The organism is Anabaena sp. UHCC 0253, from assembly GCF_009712085.1.
Lineage (GTDB): Bacteria > Cyanobacteriota > Cyanobacteriia > Cyanobacteriales > Nostocaceae > Dolichospermum.
The window spans coordinates 100,225-121,631 of sequence record NZ_VILD01000006.1; the positions used below are offsets into that span (position 1 = coordinate 100,225).

Genomic DNA, 21,407 nt, shown 5'->3' on the forward strand with positions numbered 1-21,407 from the left:
CAGCAAGAGCAATTAACCTATGAGGTTTATAATCAGGTATAGTAATTTCACTGAGATTTCTATTAAGCATAACCTTTTACTTTTTTCCTGTATTTAACTGACCTAAATCTTGTCCTTTAAATTGAATCCGAAATACTACTTTTCTATCTGTTGATAAATCTCCTTGTTTTGCATCATTTTCACCTCTCCCTACTACCATGATTTTTTTCTCTAATTGTGATTTATGAGATTTATTAGAAAATGGCATTTTATATAAAGTATATTTAGAAACTTCCCATGCTCTCATCAAACTTAATTGCATATTAAAATCAGACTTACCATAAGCACTGGTATGACCTTCAATAATTACTCGTTCAACTTGATCTTTAACTCTCGGAGTTTCAAAAATTACTTTGCTATAAACTGGTATCAGTTTTTGTAATGTTTTTTCACCTTGAGGATTTAATTTAGCACTATTAGTTTCAAATAGTATGTTATCTCTCAAGCTGATATCACCAGTATTTGGGTCAATTGAGGCTTTAATATTATTCGCTTTTAGTTGACCTTCTAATTCACCTATTAAAATTCTGGTAATATCTTTTTGAGCTTCATTCAATTGAACTAAAGCAGTAATAAAAAGCAGAGCAAAAAACATTAGTAAGCCTGACATTAAATCACCAATAGAAAGATAAGTTGCAGAACTTTCTTCATCTTGATTATTGTGATTATTTTGAAATTCTAAAGGATTTAGCATGAGATAATTTACCTAAGTATATAATTTGATTACTGAAAAATTTATTATTCATTAATTCGACGATTATTTTCAATTGTGACTAAAACATTAGCAGTTTCTAGTAAACCATTACATACTTTTGACATTGATTCATCAGCTTCATTAAAGAATTTAGTTTGCCATTTTGTTGAAGTATCTATATAGTTATTAAGATGATTTTCCCAACCGTGAAGAAGAAGATTAAATTCTTGAGTTGCTGTACCAACATTCCGAGATAACTCTTGTAATTGAGTTAATCTTTCTCCTGAGTTTAACCCCATGGCGGCAGTTAATTGTTGTATATCTCTAATTCTGTTTTGCATAGCAATACTTACTTGATCAATTTCATTAATACCTCTTTGAACTTGATTCATAGTATTACTTAAATCCCTCATTAATGATTGTCTACGTTGGGTTTCTTCTGCAAAAGCATTGCGTAAATCATTAACAACTTCTGATAAAGCATCTCGTTGTGTTCCTAATGTACTTTCTAGTAATTGATTTTGATCATTAAAAAATTGAGTTAAACTGTCTTGATACTGGATTCTAAATGTTTGTAATTCATTTTGTACTGTTACACGGGTATTTTGCAAAGTTTCATCAATATTAGTTAATGTACTTTCTAAGTTATCCTTAGCATTATTCATTAATTGTGATGCTTCTCTACCAACAGTTTCTAGTGTTTGTGTCTGCACTGTGAAATTTTCATTGGCTTGATTTAGTATTCTTGAAAATACAGAATAAACTCTCTGTAACATTAATTTTTGTTGTTCAGATTGAGTTGTTAAAGATTGTTCTAAGTTTTCTCGAATACCTGTAAATGTATTTGCAGCTTGTTCTGCACTTTCTTCAAATGCTTGACGTTGCGATTCCATTCCTTCAATACTTTTTTCTACTGCATTACTAATTGCAATACCTGTTGTTTCTAAAACTCCTGTGGTATCTGTTTGAAAATCATGTAAAGTAGTTTTCAAACTATTAGCAAATTTATTTAATTCTCCTAATGTCTCTTGTTGAAACTGCTGAATTGTGACAATTGAATTAGCTAACTTTTCAGAAATTCCGCCTAACTCATCATTTAATTTAGTAACAGATTTTGATGCTTCTTGAGTTAAAGTTGCACTTTGATCTAATCTTTCAACTACTGGCATAATTAATTGATTTTTCATTTCACTAATCAAATTTTCCAGTACATCTCTTTGAACAGTGGTAATTTGATTTAGTGTTTCTTGAGAAGTAGCAATATTATTAAATACAGGTGTTAATCTGGTTTGAATTATCCTATCTAATTGACTACTAACAGCATTTCCTACTTCTGTGCCAATAATTTTGGCATCAAGGTTTTGAGCTACTTTTTGTAATGCTTGAGATCCTCTTAAATTAGCTTGGAAATCAAAATTTTTAAAGCTTTCAGCTATTTCTTTTAGACTATTAGCTGCATCATCACGTCCATTTTTTCCTGTAACAGTAATTCTATGTAAACCTCTGCTAATTTGATCATGTTGTGATTGTCTAATTGAGTCTGTTATAAATAGGAAAATAGTAAATAAACTTCCAGATCCTAATCCCATTAGAGAAGTAGAAAATGCAGTTTTCATTCCTTCTAATAACCCTGCAACTCCTGACATTAAAGACTGTGTATTATTAAGATCATTTAGGGGAATACCTCCTATTCCTGCTTGAATACCATAAAATGTTCCTAAGACACCAATAGATGTACACAACGTACCTACAAAACGTAAATTACTGCGAGTAGAATGAGTTAAAATTTCTGGATATTGCTTGAGTATATATTTGCCATTAATGGGTTTTGATGTTTCTAGATGTTCATTAATCCATGATTCTAAATCATTTTTATTTATCTTGCTTTTCTTTCCTGATAAATGTTTAATAGCTTTTTTATCACCATTAGATTGATTCCAGTGTTTTATAACTGTGAATGATTCCCAACATACCGCTACTATAAAAATTATAGTGATCGCAGCGTAAAAAACCATAGAAATTCCTTGCATATTTTCTTACACCCTGTAATTTTTGATAACAAAAAATAAATATATTTTACATAAGGTTTGATCAATTAAATGACGTGATCAAATCTTATAATCACCACAATATCCAGCCAACATAAATCAGTTAACTTCCGAGTTACTTGATTATTAAAAGCCAAAGCAATATCCTTTTTAGATATACCTTCCTTTAAAAACTATGTAGTTATTCCTTACGCTGTCTAATCTAGACTAATCTAATATGATCTAAATTTTATCACATTCTATACAAATGTTAACCGTAATTACTCTATTTATACAATAGAACATTTTATAAGTAAAAATACTTATACTGGATTTTATATGCAAAGACTCTTTTTAAAATATTAAACAATAAACCTATACATTTTGACAAGTCAAGATGCAAAAAGAATAAAATTACCCCACTTCTCCGCGGAGTCGAGTATTGAAGAAAGAGGGTTTCTAGACAAGATTTTTTACCACTATATCTATTTGTTGTAATAGTGATTCTAGGGTTGAGGAATTATCTAGAATTACGTCAGCACGGGCGATTTTTTCAGCTATAGGTAATTGGCTGTTAATTCTTGCTGCTGCTTGTTCTGGTGTTAAATTATTTCTTTCTATTAATCGTTGTTGTTGCTGTTGTGCTGAACAAGATACAACCCAAATTTGATTAACTAGGCTTTCTAAGTTAGCTTCAAATAATAGGGGAATTACTAAAATTAAGGTATTTGCTGATGATTCTTTAATAGCTTGATCAAAACAATTTCTCACATAAGGATGAATTACACTTTCTACCCAATCACGTTCTTCTGGTTGATTAAAAATGATTTCTCCTAATTTGGCTCTATTTAAATTACCATCATTTAATATGACTTCTGTACCATATTTTTCAGCAATTTTTGACAGAATAGGAGAACCGACAGATACCGCATCTCTCGCATAAATATCTGCATCTAAAATCGGCAAATTGTAAACAGTAGCTAAATAATTCGCAACGGTACTTTTACCAGTCGCAATCCCACCAGTTAAACCAATTAAATTTTTAGTCATTAGTGATTAAATACATTTCTTTCTCTGTGTTCTCTGTGCCTCTGTGGTTCGTTATTCCTTTATTAAATATTTAATTATAGCATTTGTTAAACCTTCCAAAGTATATTCTTCCGCTTCAATGTCCACCCTTCCAAAGACAGAACGACAAGTTTTTGAAGTTTGGGGACCAATAGAAGCGATACAAACTCTAGCTAAATTTTCCGCGTTATATGTAAATATATGCGCTGTTAATTGCGAGAAAAATTGCACTGTTTTAGAACTAGCAAAGGTAATGATATCTATGGTATTATTAACCAAGGCATATTCAGCCGCAGCAGGGATACTTTGAGGACAGCAAGATTCATAAGCAGGAACTTCAATTACTTCTGCACCTTTCGCGGTTAACTCTTTAACTAATACTTCTCTTCCACCAGTTTCAACTCTGGGAAATAATATCTTTTTACCTGTTAGTGATTCGGGAAAGTTTTCAACTAAAGAATCAGCAACAAAATTAGGAGGAATAAAATCCGGTTGAATATTTTGTTTTTGCAAACTTTGGGCTGTTTTTTCACCAACCACGGCAATTTTTACATTAGCTAAAGCACTTTTATTTTGACCAGATTTTTCTAATCTACTAAAAAAGTATTCTACACCATTACTAGAAGTGAGAATTAGCCAATTGAAAGATGATAAATCCGAAATCGCTTGATCTAAAGCTTCCCAACTGCTAGGGGGTCCAATTTCTAAAGCTGGCATTTCTATTACATTAGCACCTGCTGCCGTTAAGCGATCGCTCAATTGATTTGATTGTCCCACGGAACGGGTAACTAAGATGGTTTTACCAGCAAGGGGAGAAAGATTATAATTCACGGTTGTTGCATTAATAATTTTTGGTTTCGCGCAAAGACGCAAAGAAGAGATTTTTTAGATTACAGGTAATCGCGTAATCGCACAACTTCACCAATGACTATGACTGCGGGAGAGAGAGATAAACCAGCGGTTTGTTGGAGGATATTTCCCAGTTCTCCTGTCCAGATTTGTTGGTTTGGTGTTCCAGCCCAACGGATGATAGCAATGGGTGTAGAATAGGATTTTCTATATTTTATCAGTTGATGGATTATTTCTGGTAAATTTTTTCCTCCCATCAAAATTACTAAGGTTTCTAAGCTTGCTAATGCTTCCCAGTTTAAAGTTTCTGGTTCATGGGCTGTACAGACTGCAAAACAACGACTAAGAACGTTATCTGTGAGGGGAATTCCGGCTAATAATGGTGCGGCTAATGCGGAGGAAATTCCGGGAATGGTTTCAAATTCACACCCTGCTTTTTTTAAAGCTTCAATTTCTAAAATACAGCGACCAAATATAAAAGGATCTCCTGATTTTAGTCTAATAACTTGTTTTCCTTCTAAACAATATTTTACCAGTAAATCGTTAATTTCCATTTGGGAAGTGCTGGGTTTACCACCACGTTTACCAACATCTATTTTTAAACAATCAGCGGGGACACAATCTAATAATTGACTATCAACTAAAGCATCATACACCAATACTTGAGCAGTTCCTAAAAGACGATAGGCTTTAACTGTTAAATATTCCACATCTCCAGGACCAGCACCAACAAGATAAACTTTACCCATTTTTGTAATCATTTTCAGTAATTACTCCTCAATAAAGGTTGTTATATTATAATAAAGTTACTCAAACATGATATAATTCTTATGAAGTCTTTACAAGACTATACATGGATAAATTAGAAAGATATCAACATTATATTGAAAGTATTCTCCAAGAATATAGTCAATATAAACCATCCTATGGAGATGTAGAATTACAGGTAATTCTTGATAAAGAACATAATCATTATCAATTAATGACTGTGGGATGGAATGGAGAAAAACGCATTTATGGAATCATGCTACATATTGATATCAAAGATGGTAAAATTTGGATACAACATAATGGAACTGAAAGAAGAATTGCTCAAGATTTATTAGAATTAGGAGTACCAAAACAAGATATTGTTTTAGCATTTCATTCACCAACTAGAAGAAAATATAGTGATTTTGCGGTGAGTTAATTAGGTTTGGGGTAAAAATAGACAATATTGTATAATTATACTGAGATAATTAACCCCAACGAGCATTTATGAGTCAGTGTCTTAACCCCGACTGTCTACAGCAAAATCCACCGAAGACGATATTTTGTCAACGTTGTGGGAGTAAACTGGTATTGCAAGAACGGTATCGTGGTGTACGGGTTATTGGTGAAGGTGGCTTTGGGAGAACCTTTTTAGCAGTAGACGAACAAAGATTAGATACTCCCTGTGTAATTAAGCAATTTTTACCCCAACAGTCGGGAAGTGCGGCTTTAGAAAAAGCGACGGAGTTATTTAAACAACAAGCTTTTCGACTGCGAGATTTAGGGAAACATTCACATATTCCTGATTTACTGGCTTTCTTTCCCCAAGAAGGAAGATTATATTTAATTCAGGAATTTATTGAAGGTAAAAATCTCTTAGATGAATTAGAACAAAAAGGAAAATTCAGCGAATCGGAAGTTAAACAGATATTAGTTGAATTATTACCTATTTTACAATTTGTCCATGATAACAAGGTCATTCATAGAGATATTAAACCAGAAAATATTATTAGAAGTTCTCAAAATGGCGCTTTATTCCTAATTGATTTTGGAGTTTCTAAGGAAGTTGGGGGAAGAGTTCTGACTAGAGTTGGGACGATTACAGGAACGCCGGGATATGCACCACCGGAACAATTTCGCGGGATGGTTTTTCCGAATAGTGATCTTTATAGTTTAGCTGTTACTTGTATTCGGTTATTAACGGGATGTTTCCAAAACGCTGATGATTCTGATGCACTTTTTGATTCTATGAGAATGCAGTGGATATGGAAACAATATGTTTCTGTGAGTCAGGAGTTAGAAATAGTTTTTGATAAGATGTTGCAAGACATTCCAGTTAATCGGTTTCAGTCTGCAAATGAGGTTTTAGGAGTATTGGAAAAACAGGAAGTTTCAATACCAGCGCAAACACAAAATTCTTCTATTTCTTTGCAGAGGTTTATCCGAAATACTATTTCCTCAAAATTGAACCCAGCAATTTCTTCTACACAAAACGAAAATTTAGGATATGGAGTAATTTTAGAAATGGTAGCAATACCTGGGGGAAAATTCCTCATGGGTTCTCCAGAAGGAGAAGGAGATTATTATGAAAAACCCCAACATCAAGTTACAATTTCACCATTTTACATGGGAAAATACCCTGTTACTCAAGCACAATGGGAAAGGGTAGCATTTTTACCAAAAGTCAATATTAATTTACATCCTAAACCTTCATGCTTCAAAGGAGCAAATCTTCCAGTTGAAAGAGTATCATGGCATGACGCAAAGGAATTTTGCGCTAGACTCAGTAAAGTCACAGGTAAAGTATATCGTTTACCCAGTGAATCTGAATGGGAATATGGTTGTAGGGCTGGAACAAAAACTACCTATTTCTTCGGTGATACTATTACTAATGTTTTAGTGAATTATAATGGCAAGTACAGACAAACTACAGATGTAGGAAAATTTCCTCCTAACACCTTTGGTTTGTATGATATGCACGGAAATGTATGGGAGTGGTGTGAAGATGGTTGGTATGAATATAAAAATAACCCGCCTATAAATGGTAGCCCTTGGATTACTCGTGGTAATATAAAAATGATTCGTGGTGGTGCTTGGTTGAGTAATACTGAAAATTGCTCTTGTGCTTATCGCAATAAAGACTTTTTCGACAAAAATAGTAGTGATGTTGGATTTCGAGTTGTTTGTACGGGTATGGTGGTTAGTTAATAGCTTTTTATATTTTTGCTTTTTTGTCAGAATCAGGATATCCAGGATTTGAGGATTAACAGGATTTTGTGTGAAGTTTGATTTTTTGGAATGTGAGGATTTTTGGATGTTACCTGAATTATGATGTAGGAAAGATATGATTTTTAAATGAATCTGAAAATATATGATAGTTAATCAAATAAAAATCCTGAAAATCCTTTAATCCTGAGTATCCTGATTCTGACAGTGGAGATATTAATTAAAAAATAAACAACTCTGGCTGCTGTATTATAGCAATATTGGGCGTTGCTGATTAAGGGTATGAATTTTAGTCTCACGCAAAGGCGCAAAGACGCAAAGGTAAGAGTTTTAAAGATTCAATTTAGGAATTTCATACCTCAATATGGCTATCGCCACGCAGGCTATCAGCAACGCCGAAAAAGCTATAGAAAGAGTTTATTTGCATAGAACCCAGAAAGTCACACCTATATAGAGGAAGTTGAAAATGACCAAGAGTAATAATGCAATTAAAATCCTTGACAAAATGACTGGTAACGATATTGAATTAGAAGCAATGATAGCCGAAGAATCTATCAATGCAGAAGTCGCACAACTAATTTATGCAGCTAGAACCAAAGCAGGTTTAACCCAGAAACAACTAGCAGAACTTATGGGAACAAAACAGCCTGTAATTGCTAGATTAGAAGATGCTAATTATGAGGGACATTCATTATCAATGTTGCAAAAAATAGCTCATGTCCTTAATCAAAAAGTGATAATTGATATGATACCCATAACTGCTAGTAGTAGGTAAAATTGATGAATGTGTGAATCAGGATATCCAGGATTTGATTTTTTGCTAAACCCCTACAATGGGTTAAAAAGAAAAACTCTTCGTTTGCGTATTTTTGATATCAAAGATGGTAAAATTTGGATACAACATAATGGAACAATTTCGCGGTATGGTTTATTATAATAGCGATATTTACTGCCTCTATATTTAGTGATAGAGGCTAGTTTTATCTAATCAGTTTTAACTTCCAATTTCTCACTACCTGAAAATTTTAACTCATCAATTCTTCTTAAAGCAGACTCTTTAATTAAAGCTGCTTTTGCACGAGTTTTTAGGATTTCTTGATAATATTCTTCAGGTGATAATCCATAATCTCTCTTCACGCAGGCAATTTTATCTTTAATGCAGTCTTCAATCATTAATTTGACATCAACAAGATAGTAATCTTCATTGAATGATTTAATATGTATTTTATGAGTTATTGAAGGAACTGCAAGTCTTTTGAGACCTCTTGCTTCTTTTAATACTCGACTACCTATTAAATTGTCATCAACATCCGAAAAAGTAAAAATTGTTTTGCCTTTTGTATTTCTTTTTAAAGCTGGTTTCAAGCCTACAAAAATATCAACTGATGGGAATACACTGGTCAAGAACAAAAAATTATCCATTGTCATTTACTGTTGGTTTCTTTAATTATCTAATATTTTGTCTCCAAATGTTTGGAGGGATTACTATTAGTGATTGATTGATATCTGCTAACTGAATTAATTTATTGAAAAAACCCTAAACCAGATTTTACTCAGATATTAACTTTTTTGTCCCTTATCAACAGAGAATAGTCTTGGAGACCTGCTTTTAGGAGAGATTCTTATGACTATTTCCATGTATCAAGCCTTAGTTCCATCAATCATTCGCTCTCTCAATAATCTCATAGCAATTCTGGAAAAGGGTGCTGCACACGCAGAAGCTAGGAAAATAGATCCATCAATACTGATCACTAGCCGACTCTATCCTGATATGTTGCCGTTAGCGCGACAAATTCAAATCGCTTCTGATGTTGCTAGAAAAGGTGCTGCTAGACTGGCCGGATTGGAAGCCCCCCAGATGGAAGACACTGAAACCACCTTTCCTGAGCTTATTGCGCGTCTTCAAAAAACCATCGCTTATCTGGAAACATTAACACCTGAGCAAATTGATGGCTCAGAGGAAAAGTCAATTTCCCTACCAGTAGGTAAAGAAACCATGAATTTTGAGGGATTGCCCTATCTACTTTACTTTATTCTACCTAACGTCTATTTTCATGTCACTACTGCTTATGACATTCTCAGACATTGTGGTGTAGAACTGGGTAAGCGAGATTTCCTTGGTAATCCTTAACTATCAATAGTTTCAGAAAGGGGTACGGTCGGGATGCTTGCAAGTGCAATTAATATTTGCTTGCAAGCATATTGTACTATTTTTTTCTGAAGTTTTTACTTGCTAAATAACTCTTGAGAATTAATTATTGATTTTATATTTGTTTCTTGTGATAGATGAAGACCAATATATTAATTGATTACTTTACAAGTAGTGGAAACTAAAATAAATATCACATCTAGGTTAGGTTACTACAATTAATTTAGATGTTGAGATTTGAATTGGAGGAAAGCGACTTATGCCAATTACTATCAGAGACAATATTACCTACACCTTACTCAAGAAAATTAACGAAACTGGGAAAGGAATGCATGAAGTTCACTTTAATCAAGCTGATTTTCCCAGTCATCAAATAACAATAGCCGAATTTTTGGGACATTTAGATTACCTAAATCAAAAGCATTATATCAATGCTGAATTTACAGGTAATGCTTATGCCAATCAAGAAGACGTTCCTGATTTTATTCATCCCCAGGAATTTGACTTGCGAATTGCTAATACTCTGGGCGCATCGGATGGACCATTACCGCATTTGATTACCTTTAAAAAAGCAGAAATGACGGAAAAAGGACAGCAGCTATTAAACAAGATGGAAGCTAATCCTCCACAAATATCAGCAGAAAAACCATCAGTGGCTATTGCTGATCAAAATTTGCCTTTTTTAGAGAAAGTCATGGCAAAAAGTGGCTTACCAGATATTTTTGATGCCAGAGATATAACTGAAGTAGTCTTCCGGGTGATGCGCGATTTAATGACAACAGAAGCAGCGGACAGAGTAGAAGCAGAACTGCATGAACCAGCCGAAGTAACTAAAGATAAATCCCTGCAATTAGAAGTTGCAGATTTATGGCATGATACCAACCCAATTGTCGCCTTTTTAAGTCGAGTCCGTCCACCTTTACAACCGGCAGGTATCTTTAGAGGAATTGATAGCGATCGCTTTTTATTTCGAGTTGAAAATGAAGGGGGAATGCCACCAAATGTAGACACAAAAGAAGTAGTTAAAGCCGTATTTTCAGCCACTAAAGACGAATTGTCACCAGAACGAATTCAAGAAATTGCTACCTGGCTACCTGATAAAATTCGCCAAGTCTGGGAAGAAGCATAAGAGATAATGTCACAATGATCCCTATCTGTACCAAGTGATCTACAAACCCATTGAGTATAAAATTAACCGATCATGCAGATGATCCGGCAAAATATGCTTCAGTATCGCTCCGATTTTGGCATCTTTGCCAACGAGATAGCGTGTCTTTGGCTGTTTTTCAGTCAGCGCATGGACAACAGCCTGAGCGACAATATCCGCAGAAATTCCCCCAGATGCGAGAATCTGCATTTTCTTACGGACAATATTCATGGACTGACCATAGAGATTTTGTGCCGATTGCGGGAGATTATCCTGTGCTATTTCCGATTGACTTAGGGACTTTTCCCAGATGGGAGTAGCGATCGCACCAGGTTCAATAATGGAAACCGAGATTCCCCAAGGTCGTAATTCCATCCGCATCACATCAGTGAGTGCAACAAGGGCAAATTTTGACGCATTGTAAGCTCCTAAGTACGGAGTCGGGCTTCTACCAGCAATAGAACCCATATTGACAATTCGACCGCGACTTTGGCGTAATAGACCCAGGAATGCTTGTGTTACAGCTAATTGACCAGTGACATTAACCAGCATTTGTTGTTGAAATTCAGCAATTTCTAATAATTCCAAAGGTCCAGGGACGGCAATTCCGGCATTATTCACTAAACCTAAAATCCCAGCACCACCCACTGCATTTGTGACTGTATCAACCGCAGATGCAATTGACTCTGCATCAGTCACATCTAAAAAAATCGGCATCAGTCTTTGAGACCCTTTCTGTTTAAGTGTTTGAGCATCCACTTCTTGACGCACACCAGCAAAAACAGAGAAGCCCAACTGGTCTAAAAGCAAAGCACAGGCCTGACCGATTCCTGTTGAAGCTCCTGTAACCACTACTGTATTTTGATTTTCTGCAACCATGAATTTTCTGTGATGACTATTGATTTCACTCTTTTTAGGTTAGACATTGCCGATAAGATGGCTGACTCCTAAGTTATGCAAATGAAAGCTCGAAAAACAGGACAGAAAAGCGACAGAATCTTTAACAATATTTATAGCAATTGACAGAATGGTTAGCACATCAATTGATATTTTTGATACTTTTTTCAGGAGCATTTTACTCAAGCAGCAATCTCCAAATATGCCTGATCACTAGACATCTACAAGGGTTCTCGGTGACGCATATTTAATTTATAAGGGAAATGCTGAAAACCCCTGAGAAACAGCAACGCAGTTGCGTATTTCGTACTTTAGGCAGGGGATGAAAGCTAGATGAGTCCTAAAGGACTCAGCCATGTTAAAATATTCTAATCAGTACAAGATTTAAAAACCTACCCCTGGACTGGGGGAAAGTCTACGCCCAAAACACTCTTGAGGAGATATGATTACGCCCTACAAGGCAAACGTGGTCAGCCTGGGAATCTGTGTAAACAGAATATTAAGACTGTGAGGTCTTAAGAATCTCCGCACCTTTAGGTCGGAGAGTGTCAAGGAGATATCTATTGTAATTTAGCAGTCATTTTATCTAACAAAAGAGAGACTTTTTTCGCTCTTTCTGGTTGACGCTGTTTTTGCAATAACTCTTTTGCTTGAACTAAATTAGCTTTGGCTTCTACTTCTTGTTCTTGCTGCATGAGAATATTTGCTAAACGTAAATAAGCATCAGGATTTTTGGGACTACTATCAATTACTTCACAAAATAACGCTTTTGCTTCGGCAACTTGTCCCTTTTGATTTAAAATATCTCCTAATAACAACCGTACCATATCATTAGTAGAGTTGATAGCAATAACTTTTCTAAAAGCTATTTCGGCATTTTCAAAATCTTTGGCTTGATATAAATTGATTCCTTTCTGAAATAAATTAGAGGTAATCAATGTTTTGATACTTAAATAACCAAGAATAGCAAGACCAACAATGACTACAGAAATGGCTATAATATCAGACGAGTTGGAAAATGTTTCTAACATGAATTTAAGCTAATAAACAGGAGATGGGAAAAAATTAGATATTCAATAAAAAACAATTTCCAGATAAATTGGTAGAAATTAGTAATTGCTTTTTTGTCTTGTAAATCTACACCATTACCTTGCCACCACATGACAATTAAAGCTACTGTATGGGTGATTAAGATAAAAATAGTGTTAACTTCCGCAAGACGGAATAACGCTACTAAAATCATGCCTACATAACAAATTGTTAATACCCAAAGTGCGAGACTAAATACTTTTTGTTGTCCGAGTTGGAGGGTAAAAGTTGTGATATTGTAAACTCTATCGCCTTCCATATCAGGAATATCTTTGAAAATAGCGATCGCAAATGTAAATACCAAGATAAACACTGTTAAAGCCCAGACTGCACCCGGAATCCCTTGGCTTCCCTGCAACAACCAATTAAAATGCAGAAATAACCCTAAATTAACAACTGTTCCCCGCACTGAAAAAATACATAAAGCAGCCCAAAAAGGAAACTGTTTTAAACGAATTGGTGGTAAAGAATAAGCTGTACCAATTGCTAAACTTATCACTACCATTCCTAACAAAAATGGACCAGTTAGCCATGCTACAGCTAAAGCGACAATACCAGTAATAATAACAATTAACTGTCCTTGTCCTCTGGTAAATGCTCCTGACGCTAAAGGTAAATCAGGTTTATTGATCTTATCAATATCAATATCTTCTAATTGATTCAACCCCACAATATAAATATTGCCACATATACAAGCAATCCATGTTGCTAAAATTTGACTAATATGCAAACTAGAAAATTTTGTAGAAGTGACACCAAGGGTAATTAAATATAAACCCAAAACACTTAAACTTGTCCCCATAATCGTATGAGGACGGGAAAATTTCCAAAAAGCTGAAAACCAACTTCCTGGAAAAATAGCAGAACTTTGTTTATAAAATTGATTCATCTTTTGCTCTTTTTTGTTTTCTGCACCTGACGGTTTTTGACTTATAAGGTTGTTAGTTAGGGCTTGCTGAATAAAGCTGTAACCGTCTATTAATAGGGGTTTCGCGGATTTCAAGAACAAGCAAGTGCAAGGTTTTAGCTTATGGTGTCTCAAAACAGTTGCATTTTTCCTTGTCGGATATGGGAAATTGAGGATATCCAGATAGTTGAAACTGTTCCCTGTTCCCTGTTCCCTGTTCCCTCCCCTCACAGATAACTTTTTCAGCAAACCCTAGTTAGATGAGAACATCCAGTTATAATCAAACTGAAATACCCTCATTACTTTCAACCTGGACTTTTACTTATTTTGTCCCACGCAATAACCCAAACCGAACTAATCCAGTTTCATAACCTCGACGCATTAACCCTAGAGATAATGCCCCTTGAATTGTACTCCAACCAGCCATTAATAAACCTATAAAGGCTTGGGGTGTAAATGCCGAATCAATTACCACATTCCAAAAAGGAGCAACAGCGGTTGACCAATCAGCCGTGCGAATATGATTTAATGGTAGTTGCCGAGCGATCGCTTCATACTCAGGTAAAGAAATTACATAAGGTAAACAATAGACTCGGTAAATATCCTCCAAGTGCTTTTGTTCATCCGCTGTCAGTGGTGATTTATCCGTCGGCCGATGACACCAAGTTACCATAATCAAAGTCCCACCCGGCTTTAACACGCGGTAACACTCTTGCAAAAACTTAGTTTTATCTGGCATATGTTCACCGCTTTCCAGTGACCACACCAAATCAAAAGAATTATCCTCAAAGGGCATTTCCTGAGCATTGGCAACCATGAATCTAGTTTTTTGACTCAAATTCATGGCTAAAGACCTTTCGGTAGCTCTAGCGGCTTGTACAGGACTTAATGTAATTCCCGTGGCATTGCCCCCAAACTTTTCAGCCAAGTATAAAGAACTACCACCGATGCCACAGCCGACATCAAGGATATTTTCAGCACCTTTAACATCTGCCCACTTTAGCAACTCTTCAATTAAATCAATTTGTGCCTGACGACGTTCTTTTAGCTGTTTACCATCTGCACCATAATAACCGTGGTGCATATGTTCGCCCCAAATTTGTTCCCATAAACCGGAGGAAGCGTCGTAAAATTGCTGAATTTGCTTGTAAAGTATTTGACTCATTAATTTATCAATAAAAAGATGACAGGAAATTCAAAAAAAACTTATTTGTAGGCTACCATCTATGTTTCTAATTAGATAGGGATATTTTTTTGCCTGGGAATAACTCACTAATTCTACCTTGTGAAGATACCAAACCCTGGGGAAAATTCAAAATAGCCTGATGATAAGGCTTGCATATACAACGTTTATTCATTCTTTATTACTTATGACTGTTGCTAGGACAATCTGTTTGGGATTTGTAGCTGTCATTGTATTGGGAGCAATTCTCTTGACAATGCCTTTCTCTACCAGTAGTGGTGATTGGAATGATCCCATTGTGGCACTATTTACGGCAACTTCGGCGGTTTGTGTCACAGGTTTAGCGGTAGTGGATACTGGTAGTGATTTTTCTTTTTTAGGTCAATTGTTTATTTTACTATTGGCACAAATTGGTGGTTTAGGTTATATGACAACTACCACATTTTTGATTTTGTTAATTGGCAGAAGATTTGATCTTCGCCAAAAAGTAGCAATTCAACAAGCTTTAGACCGCCCAGGTATGAGTGGGAGTACGCAAATTATCCGTTCTATTATTGCGACTACCTTATTTTTTGAAATCACGGGAATATTTTTATTAATGGCAGCCTTTGTGCCTGAGAAAGGTTGGCAAGAAGGAATTTGGTTGGCAGTTTTTCATAGTATCAGTGCTTGGAATAATGCTGGATTTAGCTTATTTAAAGATAGCTTAATTGGTTATCAGTCTTCTCCTTTGGTAACACTAACTATCAGCGGTTTAATTATCTTTGGAGGTATTGGTTATCAGGTGATTTTAGATATGTATCTATGGTTGCGCGATCGCCTTATTAAAAAAACCAGTTGTTTAGTATTTTCTCTTGATTTTAAAGTTGCTACTAGTACAACTTTAATATTATTAGTTTTAGGAACAATTGCCATATTTTTTATAGAAGTTAGAAACGATAGTACCTTTGGGCAATTAAATTTACTCGAAAAATTATTAGTAGCGTGGTTTCAGTCAGTAACTACCAGAACGGCTGGTTTTAATAGCATTGATATTGGTCAAATGACTAATGCTGGATTATTCATTATCATTGCCCTCATGTTTATTGGTGCAAGTCCTGGAGGTACGGGAGGAGGAATCAAAACAACTACTTTACGAGTTCTTACCAGTTGTACACAATCAATTCTTCAAGGCAAAGAAGACGTGTTATTATATGAGCGTAAAATTGCCATTTCATTAATTTTAAAAGCTGTTGGTGTGGTGTTCGGTTCACTCGCTACAGTGATTATTGCCACGATTTTAATTAGTATTACTGATCCCAACTTAGCTTTCATTCAAATTCTTTTTGAAGTAGTATCAGCTTTTGCTACAGTAGGTCTTTCCACAGGGATTACAGCTACTGTTTCTACCGCAGCCAAAGTAATATTAATTTTCACAATGTATGTTGGTCGAGTTGGTATTTTATTATTAATGTCATCCATACTAGGCGATCCTCGTCCTACGAGAATTCACTACCCCGAAGAAAATCTACTTGTTGGATAAAATGGTTTAGTAACTAACAACTGACAAACTATGAATATGAATCTTTCATCATTAAAATTTCTTCGCAGTTTACGTAAAGATAACCACCAATTTGCCGTAATTGGCTTAGGGCGTTTTGGTCGCTCTGTCTGTTCAACACTCCATAATTTAGGATATCAAGTTTTAGCTACAGATATTGACGAAAAACGGGTTTCTGAAGCTTTAAATGAAGAAATTGTTGGTCATGCTTTACAACTAGATTCAACCGAACCAGCAGCCCTAAAGGAAGCGGGAATTTTTGAATTTGATACTGTGATTGTTGCTATTGGTAACTACGTTCAGGAAAGTATTATCACTACCTTAAATGCAAAAGAAGGTGGTGTACCTCACGTAGTTGCAAAAGCTTCAAGTGAAGTTCACCAGAAATTATTAAAAAGAGTGGGAGCAGATCATGTCGTGTTTCCTGAATATGAAGCTGGTTGTGCTTTAGCACGTACACTTACTAAACCCGGCATTTTAGACAGATTTGATCTTGACACAGATCATAGTATTGTTGAGTTGATTGTTCCTGATGAATTTAATGGGAAAACCATTGCTGAACTTCAACTTCGTAACCGTTATGGTTTAAATATGTTGGCGGTAAGTCATGATGGTAAATTTATCATTAATCCCGAACCAACTAAACGGTTAGAAAAAGGTTCTGCAATGGTAGTAATTGGTTGCAATAAAGATATTAATCGTTTACCAATTTGAGGCAATAATTAACAATTGACAATTGACAATTATTAGAGATTTTTTATCTATTTCTTTGGTGTCAAATCAGGTAATGTAGATTCTCCAAATGTTGGTGTATTCGCAGGTGCTTCTTCCATGGGGGGAAGATTTGCGGGTGCTTGTTCAACAGGTGGAGTAGTAATTGCTGTTTCGCTACTTGGTTGATTGACTGGCGATGGTTTTGGTGCTAAAACTTGGGCAATTTGCTCTATTAATTGCTCAGTTTTGGCAATTTGCTCAGTATTTCCTTCAGTTGTATATTGTTGTCGAGCGCGTCTAAATGCTTGAGCAGATTCCTTGAAAGCACCTTGATTATATAAAGTTACTCCTAAGTTATAGTAAGCTGAAGCATTATTGGGATTTTGGCGGATTGCTTGTTGATAAATATTAATTGCTTCGGCAGTTTTGCCTTGAATTACTAAAAGACTACCTAAATTATTGTAAGCTACAGTATTTTCAGGTGCTATTTTTAGGACTTGACGATAAGCAGAAATTGCTGATTCTATTTCACCTTCTTGTTGTTGAACAATGGCTAAATTAAAGTAAGCATTTGCATGATTTCTATCTAAATTAATCGCTTGTTCATACGCAGCGATCGCATCTTGGCGCTGTTCTTGTTCATACAACAAAACTCCTAAATTATAATGGGCATTAGCCAGTGTGGGAGTGACAACTAAAGATTGACGGTAAGCGGTAATAGCGGCTTCTTTTTGTCCTTGTTTTTGTAAAGCCACCCCCAAATTATAATAAGCTTCTCCCAAATTGGGATTCAATCTAATCGCTTCTCCATATTCTTGAATTGCTAAATCTAACCGATTTTGCTGTAAAAGAATATTACCTAAATAATTCCGCGCTTCTCCAATATTAGGATCTCGCTGTAAGGCTTTCCGAAAAGCCATTTCTGAACCCTGAAAATTTTGACGATTATAAAAAGTTACTCCCTGTTGAAAAGACATTGCTGCATCTAAATCTTGAGAAATAACTGTTTCTGCTAACAGCTTGCTGCTGGAAGAATTAATAATTGCTGGTAAAGTCAAGATTAAAAATGCTGACGAAGCACAGACAACTCCCACTAATGCCTGTCTATATGCAGATTTAGTTCCGTCTAAATGCGGATGCTTATGATATTTTTGATACATGGTTTGCAACCTTTTAGTTATATTGATCTAATACAAATTAGATTATCTATAACTACATCAAAAATTCATAATTGACAATTGAAAACTATAATTTTATAGTTTTCCCTTCTGGTAAGATCACCATTGCATCACCGAAGGAATAAAAGCGGTATTTAGAGGCGATCGCTTCTTGGTAAATATCTAGTAATCTAGTCCTACCAATCAAAGCACTAACCAGCATCAATAAACTAGAACGGGGTAAATGAAAATTGGTGATTAAACCCTGCACAACGCGCCATTCATAGCCGGGATAAATAAATAAATTTGTTTTCCCCACAAAGGGCTGTAAATCTCCCAATTGCGCCGCACCTTCCAAAGCTCTTACCGCTGTAGTCCCCACCGCAATAATTCGCCCTCCAGCCGACTGAGTAGCCCGAATTTGCTCCACAGTATCAGCAGGGACTTCAATCCATTCTTCGTGCATAGCGTGGGTAGTAACATCTTCTACTTCCACCGGACGGAAAGTACCGACACCAACATGGAGCGTAATAAAAGCTTGATTAATGCCACAACTACGCAACTTCTCCAGTAATTCTGGTGTGAAATGTAACCCTGCCGTTGGTGCAGCGATCGCTCCTTGTTCCTGAGCATACACAGTTTGATACTGTTCATCAGCCGCACTCGAAGCCGTAATATAAGGCGGTAGAGGAATTTGTCCAAATTTCCCTAACACCTGTACCAAAGGAACTTCTGGCGGTAAATCAAACTGTAATAACCGCCCCCCTGTTTCCGGATCTGATTCAACCACCGTCGCTTTTAATATTTGTTTTTTCCCCTCTTCCTCCGCTGTAAAAATAATCTCACTGCCCACCTTAAACCGTTTACCCGGTTTTACCAAAGCCAACCAGCAATTATGCCGTCGTTCCTCCAACAACAACACCTCCACCTCTGCACCCGTAGACTTACAGCCATACAAACGAGCGGGAATTACTTTTGTATTATTCATTACCAACAAATCCCCCGGTTTGAGCAATCCCGGCAAATCATGGAAAATGTGATGTAGAGGTGGTATGGTTTTACCAGCTTCAGGAGAATTGACAACTAATAACCGGGAACTATCTCTAGGAACAACAGGGTTTTGGGCAATTAGTCCTGGTGGAAGTTGGTAGTCATAACCAGATAATGAACAATCTAAATTCACAGCTTGTAGTATTTTTTGCTCCATATTAATTTGGTAATTGGTGATTGGTAATTGTCAGTAGTCAGTAGTCAGTAGTCAGTAGTCAGTAGTCAGTAGAAAAAATATTCTCCCTGCTCCTCTGCTCCTCTGCTCCCCTGCTCCCCCTGCTCCCCCTGCTCCCCTGCTCCCCTGCTCCCCTGCTCCCCTGCTCCCCTGCTCCCCTGCTCCCCAGATTGGGTAAACCTCCCCATAGCAAGACGGGTGCTTTTACCCTACCGGGATCACTACTTTATTCAGGAAGATAGAGAGGTAGAACTAGCCTTGATCCGAAATATTATGATGGAATACCTATACTATCTAGCAAATGCCAGTCTCACCTTGAGAATTGTTCAACATTTACACGGTAAACCTGAGTTTCCTGTTTCCTTTGTGACTGTAATTCATCAAATTGATGGTTGGGTAGTCAGAATTAAATTTACACAACCAGTTTCAGAACAACAAGATGGCGATTTTCGGGCTTTTCTGAATGAACTAGGAATTAGCTATCAACCACCAACGAGAGTGCAAATGGCACTTTGGAGTTTAGAAGCAGGACAAGCTCCTGTAGACGTAATGCGTCGTTATCAAGTAGCAATTGTTTCTCATGGTAGCCCAGAAAGGGAAGAAATTGAAGCATTTCGCCAACAGTTTGTTAGAGGTTTAGGATATTGTCCCGAAACACTGGCTTAAAGAATTCCAGAGAGTGCTTACATTAAGCTATCAGCAACAAAATTATTTGCGTAGTGTCATGAAGTGAAAAATAATTCTTTCTTAACCGTTGTTATTGTCCAAAAGCTGCCTCAATGTATTGTCGCAGCTTAAAATTATATACAGATGTAGATAAACTATCTAAAAATCCTTCCTCAATAATTTTCCTATTGTCTAGCTCTTTTGATATGCGTTCATAGTGAACCAAGGCGACATCAAAGCGACATGGATAGTCAGCCTTTTCCGGATATTCAGCTAAAAATATTTCCGCTGTCCGCCACAGTTTAGCCTGTTTTTGGAGAGTAATAGCATTAATCCCCCCTTCATCCCAATTACCGACACTGCGGGTTTTCACTTCTATAAATGCCACCATTGTGTCTTGGTATTGAGCAATAATATCAATTTCTCCCCAACGACAGCAAAAGCGACGGTGCAGAATTTTCCAACCTGTAGATTTTAGCCACTTAGCTACTAGCTCTTCACCTATGTTGCCAATCTCTGCATAATTAGATGGAGAAGGATTAACCATTTATCAAAAATATCATGAATACTAAGAATCGAAATTGGGCAAGTATACTCAGTTTATTACTTTGGGCAATCATTTCTACCATAACAGCAATAGGTAGCGTACCTACAGCGTTAGCACTGGAATATAACAAAGAAATTCTTGTTCAAGCAGATTTTTCTGGACGTGATTTAACAGATTCCAGCTTTACTAAAGCAAATCTTCGCTACAGCAATTTTAGTAATGCTAATGTAAGTGGTGTTAGTTTCTTTGCAGCCAATCTAGAATCAGCAAATTTGCGGGGAGCTAATTTAACTAATGCTACATTAGATGCAGCGCGTTTGATTAAAACCGATTTAACCAACGCCATTTTAGAAGGTGCATTTGCCGCTAACGCCAAATTTGATGGTGCTATAGTTGAGGGAACAGATTTTACCGATGTATTACTGCGTACAGACGAACAGAAGAAACTATGTAAACTGGCTAAAGGCACTAATCCTGTAACAGGTAGGGATACCAGAGAAACTTTAGATTGTCCTTAGATGATTTGATATCTA

19 protein-coding genes and 2 pseudogenes are annotated in these 21,407 nt (G+C 36.1%); 9 read left to right on the forward strand and 12 right to left on the reverse strand.

The annotated features are described in order from the left end of the window. Nucleotides 1-76 precede the first annotated feature (76 nt). From FJR38_RS17155 to cobA, 4 genes and pseudogenes are all read right to left on the reverse strand, one after another. On the reverse strand, nucleotides 77-733 hold the full coding sequence (locus tag FJR38_RS17155; RefSeq protein ID WP_168538379.1) for an OmpA family protein: 657 nt from the start codon (nucleotides 731-733) through the stop codon (nucleotides 77-79). A gap of 44 nt (nucleotides 734-777) precedes the next feature. Then, a complete protein-coding gene (locus FJR38_RS17160; protein WP_168538381.1) occupies nucleotides 778-2,763 on the reverse strand; it encodes a hypothetical protein in 1,986 nt (661 codons plus the stop codon). A gap of 456 nt (nucleotides 2,764-3,219) precedes the next feature. Further along, a complete protein-coding gene (coaE, locus tag FJR38_RS17165) occupies nucleotides 3,220-3,810 on the reverse strand; it encodes a dephospho-CoA kinase (RefSeq protein WP_168538383.1) in 591 nt (196 codons plus the stop codon). A 51-nt stretch (nucleotides 3,811-3,861) separates the two neighbouring features. Next, nucleotides 3,862-5,438, reverse strand: a pseudogene (gene cobA / locus FJR38_RS29360) (uroporphyrinogen-III C-methyltransferase). Between the two features lie 92 nt (nucleotides 5,439-5,530). On the opposite strand from cobA, the gene FJR38_RS17180 reads away from it, so the two are divergent. The 3 genes from FJR38_RS17180 to FJR38_RS17190 all read left to right on the forward strand — a co-directional run bounded on the left by FJR38_RS17180 (nucleotide 5,531) and on the right by FJR38_RS17190 (nucleotide 8,428). Continuing rightward, nucleotides 5,531-5,866 (forward strand): XisI protein, encoded by a 336-nt coding sequence (locus FJR38_RS17180; protein ID WP_168538389.1) that lies wholly within the window; start codon nucleotides 5,531-5,533, stop codon nucleotides 5,864-5,866. Nucleotides 5,867-5,934: 68 nt separating this feature from the next. Beyond that, complete coding sequence (locus FJR38_RS17185; RefSeq protein ID WP_168538393.1) at nucleotides 5,935-7,635, forward strand: bifunctional serine/threonine-protein kinase/formylglycine-generating enzyme family protein; 1,701 nt, start codon at nucleotides 5,935-5,937, stop codon at nucleotides 7,633-7,635. 484 nt (nucleotides 7,636-8,119) lie between these two features. Continuing rightward, nucleotides 8,120-8,428, forward strand: a complete 309-nt coding sequence (locus FJR38_RS17190; RefSeq protein ID WP_168491330.1) for a helix-turn-helix transcriptional regulator — start codon at nucleotides 8,120-8,122, stop codon at nucleotides 8,426-8,428. 209 nt (nucleotides 8,429-8,637) lie between these two features. Here FJR38_RS17190 and FJR38_RS17195 read toward each other — a convergent pair whose 3' ends face one another. Continuing rightward, complete coding sequence (locus FJR38_RS17195; RefSeq protein ID WP_254449493.1) at nucleotides 8,638-9,081, reverse strand: hypothetical protein; 444 nt, start codon at nucleotides 9,079-9,081, stop codon at nucleotides 8,638-8,640. Between the two features lie 196 nt (nucleotides 9,082-9,277). Between FJR38_RS17195 and FJR38_RS17200 the strand changes: the two genes are divergently transcribed. Further along, nucleotides 9,278-9,784: a DUF1993 family protein gene (locus tag FJR38_RS17200; RefSeq protein WP_168538395.1), complete on the forward strand. Its 507-nt coding sequence runs from the start codon at nucleotides 9,278-9,280 to the stop codon at nucleotides 9,782-9,784. Nucleotides 9,785-10,412: 628 nt separating this feature from the next. Continuing rightward, nucleotides 10,413-10,931 carry a DUF2267 domain-containing protein gene (locus tag FJR38_RS29365; protein WP_217360035.1) on the forward strand — a complete coding sequence of 173 codons (519 nt, stop codon included), beginning with the start codon at nucleotides 10,413-10,415 and terminating at the stop codon, nucleotides 10,929-10,931. Nucleotides 10,932-10,970: 39 nt separating this feature from the next. On the opposite strand, the gene FJR38_RS17210 is transcribed toward FJR38_RS29365, so the two are convergent. From FJR38_RS17210 to FJR38_RS17225, 4 genes and pseudogenes are all read right to left on the reverse strand, one after another. Beyond that, nucleotides 10,971-11,828 carry an SDR family NAD(P)-dependent oxidoreductase gene (locus FJR38_RS17210; protein WP_168538399.1) on the reverse strand — a complete coding sequence of 286 codons (858 nt, stop codon included), beginning with the start codon at nucleotides 11,826-11,828 and terminating at the stop codon, nucleotides 10,971-10,973. 578 nt (nucleotides 11,829-12,406) lie between these two features. Then, nucleotides 12,407-12,877: a tetratricopeptide repeat protein gene (locus FJR38_RS17215; protein WP_168538400.1), complete on the reverse strand. Its 471-nt coding sequence runs from the start codon at nucleotides 12,875-12,877 to the stop codon at nucleotides 12,407-12,409. Nucleotides 12,878-12,881: 4 nt separating this feature from the next. Continuing rightward, nucleotides 12,882-13,824: pseudogene (locus FJR38_RS17220) on the reverse strand (homogentisate phytyltransferase). A 340-nt stretch (nucleotides 13,825-14,164) separates the two neighbouring features. Beyond that, the gene (locus tag FJR38_RS17225) at nucleotides 14,165-15,007 is read right to left on the reverse strand and encodes a methyltransferase domain-containing protein (protein ID WP_168538402.1); all 843 of its coding nucleotides are present in this window, start codon (nucleotides 15,005-15,007) and stop codon (nucleotides 14,165-14,167) included. Nucleotides 15,008-15,212: 205 nt separating this feature from the next. Here FJR38_RS17225 and FJR38_RS17230 point away from each other — a divergent pair, with 205 nt between their 5' ends. Further along, on the forward strand, nucleotides 15,213-16,547 hold the full coding sequence (locus FJR38_RS17230) for a TrkH family potassium uptake protein (protein WP_168538404.1): 1,335 nt from the start codon (nucleotides 15,213-15,215) through the stop codon (nucleotides 16,545-16,547). 36 nt (nucleotides 16,548-16,583) lie between these two features. After that, complete coding sequence (locus FJR38_RS17235) at nucleotides 16,584-17,279, forward strand: TrkA family potassium uptake protein (protein WP_168491340.1); 696 nt, start codon at nucleotides 16,584-16,586, stop codon at nucleotides 17,277-17,279. Between the two features lie 47 nt (nucleotides 17,280-17,326). Here FJR38_RS17235 and FJR38_RS17240 read toward each other — a convergent pair whose 3' ends face one another. Continuing rightward, nucleotides 17,327-18,439, reverse strand: coding sequence for a tetratricopeptide repeat protein (locus FJR38_RS17240; RefSeq protein WP_168491341.1), 1,113 nt, complete (start codon nucleotides 18,437-18,439; stop codon nucleotides 17,327-17,329). 85 nt (nucleotides 18,440-18,524) lie between these two features. Further along, nucleotides 18,525-19,643: a tRNA preQ1(34) S-adenosylmethionine ribosyltransferase-isomerase QueA gene (gene queA / locus FJR38_RS17245; protein WP_168538406.1), complete on the reverse strand. Its 1,119-nt coding sequence runs from the start codon at nucleotides 19,641-19,643 to the stop codon at nucleotides 18,525-18,527. Nucleotides 19,644-19,937: 294 nt separating this feature from the next. Between queA and FJR38_RS17250 the strand changes: the two genes are divergently transcribed. Next, nucleotides 19,938-20,327, forward strand: a complete 390-nt coding sequence (locus FJR38_RS17250) for a hypothetical protein (RefSeq protein ID WP_168538666.1) — start codon at nucleotides 19,938-19,940, stop codon at nucleotides 20,325-20,327. Between the two features lie 91 nt (nucleotides 20,328-20,418). Here the strand turns inward: FJR38_RS17250 and FJR38_RS17255 are convergent, their stop codons facing one another. Then, nucleotides 20,419-20,874: a YraN family protein gene (locus FJR38_RS17255; RefSeq protein ID WP_168538408.1), complete on the reverse strand. Its 456-nt coding sequence runs from the start codon at nucleotides 20,872-20,874 to the stop codon at nucleotides 20,419-20,421. 14 nt (nucleotides 20,875-20,888) lie between these two features. Here FJR38_RS17255 and FJR38_RS17260 point away from each other — a divergent pair, with 14 nt between their 5' ends. Next, nucleotides 20,889-21,392 carry a pentapeptide repeat-containing protein gene (locus tag FJR38_RS17260; protein ID WP_168538410.1) on the forward strand — a complete coding sequence of 168 codons (504 nt, stop codon included), beginning with the start codon at nucleotides 20,889-20,891 and terminating at the stop codon, nucleotides 21,390-21,392. Nucleotides 21,393-21,407: the final 15 nt, after the last annotated feature.

Coding starts and splice junctions, on each gene's coding strand:
- FJR38_RS17185 (WP_168538393.1), top strand. CDS start 5,935: ATGAGTCAGTGTCTTAACCCCGACTGTCTACAGCAAAATCCACCGAAG.
- FJR38_RS17200 (WP_168538395.1), top strand. CDS start 9,278: ATGACTATTTCCATGTATCAAGCCTTAGTTCCATCAATCATTCGCTCT.
- FJR38_RS17235 (WP_168491340.1), top strand. CDS start 16,584: ATGAATCTTTCATCATTAAAATTTCTTCGCAGTTTACGTAAAGATAAC.
- FJR38_RS29365 (WP_217360035.1), top strand. CDS start 10,413: ATGGAAGCTAATCCTCCACAAATATCAGCAGAAAAACCATCAGTGGCT.
- FJR38_RS17180 (WP_168538389.1), top strand. CDS start 5,531: ATGGATAAATTAGAAAGATATCAACATTATATTGAAAGTATTCTCCAA.
- FJR38_RS17250 (WP_168538666.1), top strand. CDS start 19,938: ATGGAATACCTATACTATCTAGCAAATGCCAGTCTCACCTTGAGAATT.
- queA (WP_168538406.1), bottom strand. CDS start 19,643: ATGGAGCAAAAAATACTACAAGCTGTGAATTTAGATTGTTCATTATCT.
- FJR38_RS17225 (WP_168538402.1), bottom strand. CDS start 15,007: ATGAGTCAAATACTTTACAAGCAAATTCAGCAATTTTACGACGCTTCC.
- FJR38_RS17195 (WP_254449493.1), bottom strand. CDS start 9,081: ATGACAATGGATAATTTTTTGTTCTTGACCAGTGTATTCCCATCAGTT.
- FJR38_RS17215 (WP_168538400.1), bottom strand. CDS start 12,877: ATGTTAGAAACATTTTCCAACTCGTCTGATATTATAGCCATTTCTGTA.
- FJR38_RS17210 (WP_168538399.1), bottom strand. CDS start 11,828: ATGGTTGCAGAAAATCAAAATACAGTAGTGGTTACAGGAGCTTCAACA.
- FJR38_RS17190 (WP_168491330.1), top strand. CDS start 8,120: ATGACCAAGAGTAATAATGCAATTAAAATCCTTGACAAAATGACTGGT.
- FJR38_RS17160 (WP_168538381.1), bottom strand. CDS start 2,763: ATGCAAGGAATTTCTATGGTTTTTTACGCTGCGATCACTATAATTTTT.
- coaE (WP_168538383.1), bottom strand. CDS start 3,810: ATGACTAAAAATTTAATTGGTTTAACTGGTGGGATTGCGACTGGTAAA.
- FJR38_RS17240 (WP_168491341.1), bottom strand. CDS start 18,439: ATGTATCAAAAATATCATAAGCATCCGCATTTAGACGGAACTAAATCT.
- FJR38_RS17255 (WP_168538408.1), bottom strand. CDS start 20,874: ATGGTTAATCCTTCTCCATCTAATTATGCAGAGATTGGCAACATAGGT.
- FJR38_RS17230 (WP_168538404.1), top strand. CDS start 15,213: ATGACTGTTGCTAGGACAATCTGTTTGGGATTTGTAGCTGTCATTGTA.
- FJR38_RS17260 (WP_168538410.1), top strand. CDS start 20,889: ATGAATACTAAGAATCGAAATTGGGCAAGTATACTCAGTTTATTACTT.
- FJR38_RS17155 (WP_168538379.1), bottom strand. CDS start 733: ATGCTAAATCCTTTAGAATTTCAAAATAATCACAATAATCAAGATGAA.